Source organism: Microbacterium sp. ISL-103, assembly GCF_018613995.1.
In the GTDB taxonomy this organism is placed as follows: domain Bacteria; phylum Actinomycetota; class Actinomycetes; order Actinomycetales; family Microbacteriaceae; genus Microbacterium.
On record NZ_JAGGPD010000384.1, the window covers coordinates 1 to 10,284 of the forward strand.

Sequence of the window (10,284 nt, forward strand, 5' to 3'; positions counted from 1 at the left end):
CGGATCGCTGAACATCGCGATGTAGTTGGTCAGCCCGCTGAAGCTCCACTCGCCGATGCCGATCGAGTCGGTGAAGCTGAAGAAGATGCCCATGACCGCGGGGACCGTGATCGCGAGGGTGAAGATCACGAGGGTCGGCAGCAGGAACAGGTAGTAGATCGGCTCGACGCGTCCCTTGCGACGGCGGAGCTTGCGGCCCTGTCCCGTGACGATCGAGGTCGTGTCCGTGGTCGGACTGTTCGGCCGCGTGACATTCGCGGGTGCGGTGGTGCTCACGGTGCGGACTCCTCTGTCTCGCCGGATGCCGCATCGTCTGTCTTGGGGATCGGCGCGCGGAAGGCGATGCGAGCCCAGTCCGCGTCCATGGTGCGCAGCGTCGAGGTGGTCGAGGCGCCCAGCACCATCGCCTGCGCGTAGTTCATCACCGGGATCGTCTTGGGCACGAGCACCGAGGGGCCCTGATAGATCTGCCCGTTCTCGTAGTACTCGATCATCCCCTCGATGCGGGGATCGTCAGGAGCCGGTGCATCCTTCGTCGGCGTGAAGCCGAGCTGCGACGCGTTGTATGCCTCGATGTTCTCGGGCAGGTAGAGGTACTCGAGGAACTCGCGTGCCGCCTCCTGGTGCTTCGATCCCTCGGGGATCATCGCGCCGAGGTCCATGTTCACCCGCACGCCGAGGTCGTCGGGATCGTCGGTCATGGGCAGCGGGAACGTGCCGAGCTCGAGGTCGGGTGCGGTCTTCGCGATCTCGCTGAAGGCCCAGGGGCCCTGCATGTACATCGCGGCCTCGCCCTTGCCGAACGCGAGGTTGCCGTCGCCGTATCCGCGGCTCGCGGCATCCTCGTTCGTGTAGTCGTCCGCGAGCTGCATCATGCGATCCATCGGCTCGGCGAAGTCCTGCTCGAACGAGACGGGCGAGTCGGGGCCGACCGAAGCGCCCTCTTCGGCCATCGAGTCGAAGAAGTCGATCGTGTCGACCGAGCCGCCGATCGTGTAGTCGTACCAGCCCTGGCCGACCGTCCAGTCGTCCTTGAACGTGGCGTAGAAGGGGTCGATCCCGGCCTCCTTCAGCTGGTCGCAGACCGCGAGCAGCTCGTCCCAGGTCTGCGGGACCTCGAGCCCCTGGGCGTCGAAGATCTCCTTGTTGTAGATCACCGATGCCGCCATCACCGAGTAGGGCAGCGCACTGGTGCGGCCCTCGCACGACCCGTACTGGTCCATGAGCGGCTGCAGGTCGTCGCGCACCGATGCCGCGGCATCCGTGTCGGAGAGATCGCTCAACGTGCACCGCTGCACGAAGCGCGCGATCTCGTAGTTGTAGTTGCCGAGGATGAGGTCGGGCGGATTGCCCCGCACGAAGCTGGCCGAGATGACATCGGGACCAGAGGTGTCGATCTCGACACGGACGTCGCTCTGCGACGAGTTGAACTGCGCGACGAGGTCGGTCATGAAGCCGATGGCCTCACGTTTGTTGAACGTGAAACGGATGGTCTCCGTCCCGCCGCCGGGTGCGCAGGCGGTGAGGGCGGAGCCGACGAGCGCGAGCGCCATGACGGCACCCGCCATTCGCGCGACGGAGGGGGATTTCACAGACACCGTTGTCCTTTCGTCCTGTAGATCCGCAGACTAAATCTAGTGAGCGAATTTACTTCGATGAACGGTACTCTCTCATCTGAGCGAGAGTGAGGTCAAGACCCGTGACAGAAGTATCCGCAGGTCTCGGCACCGGCAGGGCCAGCGTCGGCGCCGTGCTCGACTTCGCCTGGGCGGCGGGAGAGTTCACCGCGACCGACGCGATGGCGAGCGCGTCGATGACCCGCTCGACCGCGATCGACGCGATCGACACCCTGGTCAGCGCCGGAGTGCTGCGCGAGCTCCCCAACGCCAGAGCCGCCGGGAGCTACCGCGCCGGGCGGCCCGCTCGTCGCTTCGTGCTGGCATCCGATCTCGGGGTCGTCATCGGGGTGGATGCCGGCGACAACCACATCGCCGTCACCGTGGCCGATCCCCTCGACCGCACACTGGTGCACCACCGCACCGACCTCGACTCCACCCAGTCGCCCGCTGTCCGCCGCGCGACGATCCTCCGCCATCTGCAGCTGGCGCTCGACGAGGCGGGCGTGACCCGCGAATCGTTGCTCGCGGTGTGCGTCGGAGTCGCCGCCCCTGTGAACCGTGCGGGAATCTCACCCCCGCATCCCGACGGCTTCTGGGAGCGCACGAACCCCGGCCTCGCCGAGGCGCTCGAGGAGTGGGCACCCGTGGTCGAGATCAAGAACGACGCACAGCTCGCCGCGATCGCCGAGGGCACGGTGGGCGCGGCTGTCGGCTGCCGCGACTACGTGGCACTGCTCGCGGGCGAGCGGTTCGGCGGCGGGGTCGTCGTCGACGGCCACGTGCTGCACGGCGCGCACGGCGGCGTCGGCGAGAGCATCGTGTTCGGCCACATCATCGGGGTGGGTTCGGCGTTCGGGCTGAGCTACGCACTGCAGGACCAGGTGCGGGCGGGCGTCGAGAGCGGCGAGATCCACTCGGACTCGGCGATCGGACGCCTCGCCGCCACCGATCGCGTCGACCCGCGGATCGTGCTGATCGCCGCGGCTTCGGGAGACGCCGATGCACTGCTCGCGACCTCGCGCGTGGGTGCGACGCTCGCGCGCGTCGTGGGCGTGCTCGGCAGCATGTACGACCCGTCGCGAGTGATCGTGTGCGGTGCGGTGGCCGAGAGCGTCGATCCCGTCATCGCCGCCGCGCGCGAAGTGGTGCCGGCCGAGCTGCACCCGCCGGCCCCCGAGATCCTCGCCTCCACCCTCGGCGCCGAGGTCGTCTCGATCGGCGCCGTCGCCACGGCTCGACGGGCCGCGCGCGAGGTCGCCGTGCCACTGCTGGCGGAGCGGCGTCTCAGCGCGGCGAGCTGATCCCCGTGCGAGAGCCGGAGCTGCGGCGATCCGCGTCTGCGATCGAGATGCTTCTCGACCCGCAGGCCGACTCCGCGATCCGGGCCGAGTGGGATGCTCTCGCCGCACGCGGCATGTCGAGCCTGGCGGCGCACACATCCGCGAGCAACCGCCCTCACATCACCCTGGTCGCGCGCGTCGACCTGTCGCCGCTCGACCCGGATGCCCTGGACGGCATCCGCTCGTTCCCGATCACGCTGGGCGCTCCCCTGCTCTTCGGCTCCGGGGACAGACGCGTGCTGGCGCGCAGCATCGCCCCCAGCCCCGAGCTGATGGGCGTCCGCGAGACGATCCTCGCCGCCGTCGGGACGGGTGACGATGCCCCGCACACCGCACCGGGCGAGTGGATGCCGCACGTCGCTCTCGCCCGCCGGTTGCGCGTCGCCGACCTCGCCGAGGCGCTGGATCTCATCGGCGGCGAGATCCACGCCCACGCCCATGCCGTTCGGCATTGGGACCCCGTCGCCGGACAGATCACGACCCTCGCGGAGCTGCGTCAGCCGTAGCCGCCGACCGGCAGAGCTGCGTCGGCCTCGCGCCTCAGCGAGGCGAGGGGAACGCGTCGCGTTGCACGCGGTCGGCGACGTCCTGCAGGACTCGCAGCACACGCCTGACCGCCGTGTAGGCCAGTGCATCCGGCCGAGCCAGCACGTCGACGTGGCGGACCAGATCGACATCCGACAGGGGCCTGAGAACGAGGCCGTCCACCGCCAGAGGCGTGGCCGTGGCGCGAGGCATGACGGCGATCGCCGCCCCGGCCCGCACGACCTCCGCGGTCACCGAGAACTCGTTGATGCGATGAGCGATCCGCAGCGGCGCCCCCGACAGCGCGGCGAGATGGTCGAGCACACCTGCGAGGGGGAACCCCTCATGCACCGACACCCATTCCTCGTCGCGGAGGTCGGCGAGGGAGATCTCCGCTCGGCCGGCGAGAGGGTGACCTGCGGGGAGGGCGATGTCGAGCGGCTCCTCGACGAGCGGGATCGCGACGACCCGATCCGCCGGCCAGGGGGCGCCGTGCGCGAGCCGGTGAGCGATGACGAGATCGTGGTCGGCGGTGAGCCCGGGAAAGTCGCGGTGCGGCACGTCGGCATCGGCGAGGCGGACGGCAGGGCTCCCGTCGAGCTCCCTCAGGAGAGGTCCGAACAGGGCGAGGCCCGCGCTGTTGAACGACGACACCCGCACCGGCCGGTCGCCCGTTTCGAGGAGCGCCCCGATCGAGTCGCGTGCCGCAGTCAATGCCTCATCGACACGAGTGCTCGCCGCGGCCAGCGCCTCTCCCGCCGCGGTCAGGATCAGGACTCGACCCCGGCGCACCGTGAGCGGCAGAGTCACCGTCGACTGCAGGGTCGCGAGCTGCTGCGAGACCGCCGACGCCGAGATCCCGAGAGCGGCCGCGACGGCCGTGACGCTGCCCCGGTCGCGAAGCTCGCGGAGCAGTCGCAGATGAGTCGGATCCATAAGCTCAACCTTACGAGAACTGTAAGAAGATGCCCCTTGGTCTTCACCATCGGAATCGGCAGAGTGAGGACATGCCTCGTCGCCCCTCCCCCGATCTGCTCGTCGACGTTCTGCTGGTCGCCGTGGCGGCCGTGTGGGGCGCGAGCTTCGTCGCGGCCAAGGGTCTCGCTCTCGAGGCTGGCGTCGCCCCCGCTGTCGCACTCCGGTTCATCGTCGCGGCGATCGCTCTCGGCGTGATCTGCGCAGCGCGCCGGGAGCGGATGCCGCGCGGCCGCGGGCTCGCCGTCGCCGTCGTCCTCGGCTTCTCTCAGGCCGCCATCATCGGTCTCGAGACCTGGGGCGTCCATCTCACGTCGGCGACCAATGCCGGTCTGCTCATCAGCCTCGCGCTCATCCTCACCCCCGTGCTCGAGAGTCTCGCCGCGCGGTCGTGGCTCCCGCGCTCATACTTCGTCGCCGCCGTCGCGGCCGTGGTGGGGGTCGCCCTTCTCGTGTCTGACGGAGGACTGCGGATGCCGACGGCGGGCGACGCTCTGGTGATCGCGGCGGCGGTCGTGCGCGCTTTTCATGTGACCGCGAGCGCCAGGCTCACCCGCGACCGCCGAGACAGCACGCTCGCCGTCGTCCTGGTGCAGCTCATCGTCTGCGCCGCCGTGTCGTCAGTGGTGGCGGGCGGCGAACTGCCCGCGGCAGTCATGCGACTCGACGGATCGGGGTGGGCGAACGTCCTGTTCCTCGGCCTGATGTGCTCGGTGTTCGCATTCGTCGTTCAGCTCTGGGCGGTTCGGCGCACCTCGGCGACGCGCGCGAGCATCCTCATGGGCACAGAGCCGGTCTGGGCGCTCTCGGTCGGAATCCTGCTCGGAGGAGAGAGCGTCGGCATCGTCGGCCTGCTCGGTGCCGCGCTCATCGTCGCAGCGTCGTACGCCGGGCAGGCGATCGAGCGCCGTCACCGGCGCCGCGCGCTCGAGCCGCCGCCGACAGCAACGACGGGTGCCGCCGAGCTGCGCTCAGTCACCTGAATCCGCGTGTCCCTCGGCAGGCCCGGCACAGCGAGGACGCGAATGGACGAGTGCGGCGGCTTCTCGGGCCCCGCCGTCAGCCCCTGAGGCAGTCGCGCATGCCATTCCACGCGGCCGTCAAGGCATCGTCGAGGAGAAGCTCGGCGGGCCCCTCCAGCCACCGGACCATCGCGAGATCGAAACATGTCACGGCGAGAGCAGCCAGCGTGTGCGACTGCCGAGGATCGATGCCGCGACGGTGCAGCGACTCTTCGATGGCGCGACCGAGGTGATGACTCTGCAGAAGATCGCGCTCGTGCAACGCGGGCTCGCTGCGGATTATCGCGCGCCGACGCGCGATGACCCGGCGCCAGCCCTGAAGTTCGCGACACGCGGCCGAGAGGCCCGCCCGCACCGTAGCCGACCCGTCGCTCTCCGGCGGGACGGACTCGATGAACTCGCGCACCGCCTGAGGGAACTCGCGGTCTCTGAGGAACAGGACGTCGCGCTTGTCGGAGAAGTGACGGAAGAACGTCCGCGTCGTCAGCCCTGCCTCAGCGGCGATCTGCGGAACCGTCGTTCCCGCGTATCCCTGGCGCTCGAACAGGAGCATCGCCGCAGCTTCGAGCCGCAACGCGGCGTCAGGGGACCATCGGGGCATGCATCCATGATGACACGACGTGCCGTAAGGTGAGCAACAACGACACGAGATGTCATCAGATGCGAAGAACGGATCAGTATGCGAGACAACACGGCTGCGTGGATCGACGCGCCCTATGCCGGCCTGACCGTCCGGGACGCACCGATGCCGACGCCCGGGCCGGATCAGCTGCTGGTCGAGACGCGCGCGGTGGCCGTGAACCCCCTGGACGCGATCATCCAGTCGAACGGCACGGTCATGTACGGGTGGCTGCGGTACCCGGTGGTGCTCGGCGAGGATGTCGCGGGCGTCGTCGTCGCGATCGGCGCGGATGTGACCGATTTCGCAGTGGGCGACCGCATTGTGGCGTACGCGATGGGCTTGGAGAAAGGCAGGGATGCCGTATCCGAGAGCGGCTTCCAGAACTACGTGGCCGTCGACGCGAGCCTCGCCGCCACCCTGCCCGAGACGATGGTCTTCGAAGACGCCTCGGTACTCCCCCTGGCCGTCTCCACCGCGGCAGCCGGCCTGTTCGAGGCCGATCAGCTCGGGCTGGACTTCTCCACCCTCGGCGGGTCGGAGCCCCGCGACGAGATCGTCGTGGTGTGGGGCGGCGCGACCGCCGTCGGAGGAAACGCCGTCCAACTCGCCCGCGCGGCGGGGTACCGCGTGATCACGACGGCCTCAGCCGGCAATCACGAGCGGATGCTGCAGCTGGGGGCGGAGACGGCATTCGACTACCACGACCCGGCAGCCGTCGCGCGGATCATCGAGGCCGTGAAGGGCTCGGTCGTGGCGGGAATCCTGGCGGTCGCAGTCGGCTCGGCGGAGCCGTGCCTGAGGATCGCGCGCGCGACCCGCGCCACGAGGATCTCGATGGCGAGCCCGCCGGTGTCGTTCTACGATCAGCCCCGCCGACGCGGCCTCTCGCTCACCCGCATCCGACTGTTCGCGCGCCTCGGAACGCGAACGGCGCTGTTGCAGCTGCGAAGCCGCACTCGCGGCATCCGAGCATCGTTCATCTGGGGAAGCGCCATCGCGACCTCTCCCGTCGGCCCGGCGATCTGGCAGGACTATCTCCCCCACGCTCGCGCCTCGGGGACACACACGCCCTACCCGGAAGCGCGGATCGTGGGGACCGGCCTTCCCGCGGTGCAAGGCGCGATCGACACGCTGCGCGGCGGCGTATCCGCTCAGAAGCTCGTCATCACCCTCGACCCGGCACCGACGGAGTCGTGACGGTACCGCCGAGCGCTCCCCGCATACGGTCCGCCGGTCGCGGTGCTGAACAGGGACGGACAACACCGACAGCGCTCAGGCGTAATCGCTGTCGTCCACCGGGGAAGGTGCCGGACCCAGGTTGTCGATGGCGCCCCACAGCCCCTCCGGGACCTCCGCCTGCTCCAGCTCGTCGAGCTGCTCACGACGATGCGGTCTCGACACCCCGACGACCGTGGAATCGACCAGCGGGGACCGCAGCGAGTAGTGCAGGGCTGCGGCAGCCATCGACGTTCCATGCTCCGCGCACAGGCGCTGCAACCGCTCGGTCCACGCCAGCAGCTCCTCGCCGGCGGGCCGATAGGCGTACTGCGCACCGGAATGCGGCCCCTTGACGAGCAGACCCGAACCGAACGGCGCCGCGTTGAACACGGCCATGCCGCGTGCCTTGGCGTCGGCGAACACCGTCTCGGCCGAGTGATCCACGAGTGTGAAGCGGTTGTGGATCAGCACGGCGTCGAACACACCCGTCTCGACGTACTTCGCCATCAGCGGGACGGGAGCCGCCGCCACACCGATCGCGTCCACCACGCCGGCGCTCCGGAGTTCGATGAGCCCCTGCACCGCGCCCCCGATCGAGATCGTGTCCTCGAACGCCACCGAGTACGGGTCGTGCAGGTGCAGCAGCGGGAGCCTGTCGACCCCGAGGCGGGCGGTCGTCTCCTCGAACGAGCGGAGGACGCGGTCGCGGTCGAACACTCCCGTGTCAGGGTCCTGATCCACCTTCGAGATGACCCGCGAACCGTCCATCCCCAGCTCTCGCAGCGCGATGCCGATGACGGCCTCGGAGCGACCGGCCGAGTAGTTGTTCGAGGTGTCCACGAACCCGTGCCGGCTCGCGAGCAGGTCGATGGCGACCTCGACGGCAGCTCTCTCCTCGGCGGATCCCGGCTCCGAATGCCGGCCGAGGCCTGAGGTTCCGAGGGTGATGGCAGTCGGTTCGATCTTCATCCGCAGGGAGTCCGTTCTGTCGGGGGGCCGGTCGTCGCGGTTCTGCTGCCACTGTATCCCCGCGCTGTCAGCCTCACTCGACGAGCAGCGCGGGCTCCTCGAGCACGGAGGCCACGTCGGCGATGAAGCGGCTCATGCCGTCGCCGTCGATCACGCGGTGGTCGAACGACCCTGCGACCGTGGTGACCCAGCGGGGACGCACCTCGCCGTCGACGACCCACGGCTTCTGGCTGATCGTGCCCATGGCCACTATCCCGGCCTCACCGGGGTTGATGATCGGCGTGCCGGCATCCATCCCGAAGACACCGATGTTGGTGATCGTGATCGTGCCGCCCTGCTGGTCGGCGGGGCTCGTCTTGCCCTCGCGGGCGGTGAGCGTGAGGCGGTTCAGGGCGCGGGCGAGCTCCTTCATCGTGAGATCCTGCGCGTCCTTGATGTTCGGCACGAGCAGGCCGCGGGGCGTCGCCGCGGCGATGCCGAGGTTCACGTAGTGGCGCACCGAGATCTCGGCGCCGCCCTCGGTCTCGATCCACGCGGCGTTCACCATCGGGGTGCGACGAGCGGCCCAGATGACGGCGCGAGCCATGATGAGCAGCGGCGAGACGCGGATGTCGGCGTAGTCGGGAGATGCCTTGAGCCGCTTGACGAGCTCCATCGTGCGGCTCGCATCGATCTCCTTCCACACGGTGACGTGCGGGGCGGAATACGCGCTCTGCACCATCGCCGAAGAGGTGGCTTTGCGCACGCCCTTGACCGGGATGGACTCGGTGCGGTCATCGGATACGGGGGCGGATGCGGGAGCGGATGCCGCGGCGGATGCCGCGGCCGGCGAGAGTCCTCGGGCGAGCCCGGCCTGGGCGCTCTGCGGCGCGGGCACCGTCTCTTCGCGCACCGATCCCCACTCGGGTGTCTCGATGTTGCGGAAGACGCTCGCCTGCGAGGCGTGGGTCATGACGTCGTCGCGGGTCACCTCGCCGTCTGCACCGGTCGGCGTGACGGCCGTCAGGTCGACGCCCAGGTCACGCGCGAGCTTGCGGATCGGCGGCTTCGCGATCACGCCGACCGACGAACGCACCGGACGCTCGGCCGGGCGCTTGCGGCGCGACGTGGCGCCGCCGCCCGAGCCGTAGCCCACGAGCACCGAGCCGCCGCCCTCTTCCGGCGCCGGCGCTTCGGCCGTGGCGATCACTCCGGGGCCTGCGTCGTCTCGGGCATCCGTCACGAACGTGATGATGGGCGATCCGACTTCGACCGTCGCGCCCTCGGCGGCGAGCAGCTCGCCGACCACACCGGCGTGCGGCGAGGGCAGCTCGACGAGCGACTTGGCCGTCTCGATCTCGCAGATGACGTCGTTGATGGCGACGGTGTCACCGGGCGCGACCTTCCACGTCACGATCTCAGCCTCGGTGAGGCCCTCTCCCACGTCGGGGAGGTTGAAGTTCTGCGTGCTCATGTGCGGTCCTTTCGGAACAGCCGGTCAGTAGGCCAGCGAACGATCGACGGCCTCGAGGATGCGGTCGGCATCCGGAAGGTAGGCGCCCTCGAGCTTCGCGGGCGGGAACGGGGTGTCGTAGCCCGAGACGCGGAGCACGGGGGCCTGGAGCGCATAGAACGCGCGCTCCATGACGGTCGCGGCGACCTCGCTGCCGATGCTCGTGAAGCCCTGCGCCTCCTGCGCGTAAACCATGCGTCCGGTCTTTCGCACCGAGTTCAGGATCGGCTCGTAGTCGATGGGCGACAGCGAGCGCACGTCGACGACCTCGCAGCTGGTGCCCTCGGCCTCGGCGAGCGCCGCCGCCTGCAGCAGCGTCGTGACCATGGCGCCGTGGCCGACGAGGGTGACGTCGGAGCCCGTGCGCACGACGCGCGACGCGTGCAGGGCCGCGGCCGAACCGTCGAGCTCGACCTCGCCCTTGGTCCAGTAGCGGCTCTTGGGCTCCATGAAGATGACGGGGTCGTTCGAGGCGAGCCCCTCCTGACTCCTCCAGTACGCG

Annotated in this window: 10 protein-coding genes and 1 pseudogene; 4 read left to right on the forward strand and 7 right to left on the reverse strand. The window is 69.6% G+C overall.

Annotation, left to right across the window (positions count from 1 at the left end; translation table 11 throughout):
* Both J7E68_RS13900 and J7E68_RS13905 read right to left on the reverse strand, forming a co-directional pair.
* Positions 1-213, reverse strand: a pseudogene (locus tag J7E68_RS13900) (sugar ABC transporter permease); the annotation flags it as partial.
* Positions 214-272: 59 nt separating this feature from the next.
* On the reverse strand, positions 273-1,568 hold the full coding sequence (locus tag J7E68_RS13905; RefSeq protein WP_215173542.1) for an ABC transporter substrate-binding protein: 1,296 nt from the start codon (positions 1,566-1,568) through the stop codon (positions 273-275).
* A 131-nt stretch (positions 1,569-1,699) separates the two neighbouring features.
* Here J7E68_RS13905 and J7E68_RS13910 point away from each other — a divergent pair, with 131 nt between their 5' ends.
* The gene (locus J7E68_RS13910; protein WP_215173522.1) at positions 1,700-2,920 is read left to right on the forward strand and encodes an ROK family protein; all 1,221 of its coding nucleotides are present in this window, start codon (positions 1,700-1,702) and stop codon (positions 2,918-2,920) included.
* Positions 2,921-2,925: 5 nt separating this feature from the next.
* Positions 2,926-3,465 (forward strand): 2'-5' RNA ligase family protein, encoded by a 540-nt coding sequence (locus tag J7E68_RS13915; protein ID WP_311416976.1) that lies wholly within the window; start codon positions 2,926-2,928, stop codon positions 3,463-3,465.
* Between the two features lie 34 nt (positions 3,466-3,499).
* Here J7E68_RS13915 and J7E68_RS13920 read toward each other — a convergent pair whose 3' ends face one another.
* Positions 3,500-4,420, reverse strand: a complete 921-nt coding sequence (locus tag J7E68_RS13920) for a LysR family transcriptional regulator (RefSeq protein WP_215173524.1) — start codon at positions 4,418-4,420, stop codon at positions 3,500-3,502.
* Between the two features lie 71 nt (positions 4,421-4,491).
* On the opposite strand from J7E68_RS13920, the gene J7E68_RS13925 reads away from it, so the two are divergent.
* Positions 4,492-5,442, forward strand: a complete 951-nt coding sequence (locus tag J7E68_RS13925; protein ID WP_215173526.1) for a DMT family transporter — start codon at positions 4,492-4,494, stop codon at positions 5,440-5,442.
* A 76-nt stretch (positions 5,443-5,518) separates the two neighbouring features.
* Here J7E68_RS13925 and J7E68_RS13930 read toward each other — a convergent pair whose 3' ends face one another.
* On the reverse strand, positions 5,519-6,082 hold the full coding sequence (locus J7E68_RS13930) for a TetR/AcrR family transcriptional regulator (protein ID WP_215173528.1): 564 nt from the start codon (positions 6,080-6,082) through the stop codon (positions 5,519-5,521).
* Positions 6,083-6,160: 78 nt separating this feature from the next.
* Between J7E68_RS13930 and J7E68_RS13935 the strand changes: the two genes are divergently transcribed.
* Positions 6,161-7,300 carry a zinc-binding alcohol dehydrogenase family protein gene (locus J7E68_RS13935; RefSeq protein WP_215173530.1) on the forward strand — a complete coding sequence of 380 codons (1,140 nt, stop codon included), beginning with the start codon at positions 6,161-6,163 and terminating at the stop codon, positions 7,298-7,300.
* A 75-nt stretch (positions 7,301-7,375) separates the two neighbouring features.
* Here the strand turns inward: J7E68_RS13935 and J7E68_RS13940 are convergent, their stop codons facing one another.
* From J7E68_RS13940 to J7E68_RS13950, 3 genes are all read right to left on the reverse strand, one after another.
* Positions 7,376-8,290 carry an aldo/keto reductase gene (locus J7E68_RS13940; protein ID WP_215173538.1) on the reverse strand — a complete coding sequence of 305 codons (915 nt, stop codon included), beginning with the start codon at positions 8,288-8,290 and terminating at the stop codon, positions 7,376-7,378.
* Positions 8,291-8,363: 73 nt separating this feature from the next.
* Positions 8,364-9,743, reverse strand: coding sequence for a dihydrolipoamide acetyltransferase family protein (locus J7E68_RS13945; RefSeq protein WP_215173540.1), 1,380 nt, complete (start codon positions 9,741-9,743; stop codon positions 8,364-8,366).
* Between the two features lie 24 nt (positions 9,744-9,767).
* Positions 9,768-10,284: transketolase C-terminal domain-containing protein (locus tag J7E68_RS13950; protein WP_285225426.1), on the reverse strand; the 517-nt coding region annotated here is incomplete at its 5' end.

Bases quoted from the DNA above. Each gene is read 5' to 3' on its own strand.
- J7E68_RS13920 (WP_215173524.1), bottom strand. From the start codon at position 4,420: ATGGATCCGACTCATCTGCGACTGCTCCGCGAGCTTCGCGACCGGGGC.
- J7E68_RS13940 (WP_215173538.1), bottom strand. From the start codon at position 8,290: ATGAAGATCGAACCGACTGCCATCACCCTCGGAACCTCAGGCCTCGGC.
- J7E68_RS13930 (WP_215173528.1), bottom strand. From the start codon at position 6,082: ATGCCCCGATGGTCCCCTGACGCCGCGTTGCGGCTCGAAGCTGCGGCG.
- J7E68_RS13925 (WP_215173526.1), top strand. From the start codon at position 4,492: ATGCCTCGTCGCCCCTCCCCCGATCTGCTCGTCGACGTTCTGCTGGTC.
- J7E68_RS13945 (WP_215173540.1), bottom strand. From the start codon at position 9,743: ATGAGCACGCAGAACTTCAACCTCCCCGACGTGGGAGAGGGCCTCACC.
- J7E68_RS13935 (WP_215173530.1), top strand. From the start codon at position 6,161: ATGCGAGACAACACGGCTGCGTGGATCGACGCGCCCTATGCCGGCCTG.
- J7E68_RS13905 (WP_215173542.1), bottom strand. From the start codon at position 1,568: ATGGCGGGTGCCGTCATGGCGCTCGCGCTCGTCGGCTCCGCCCTCACC.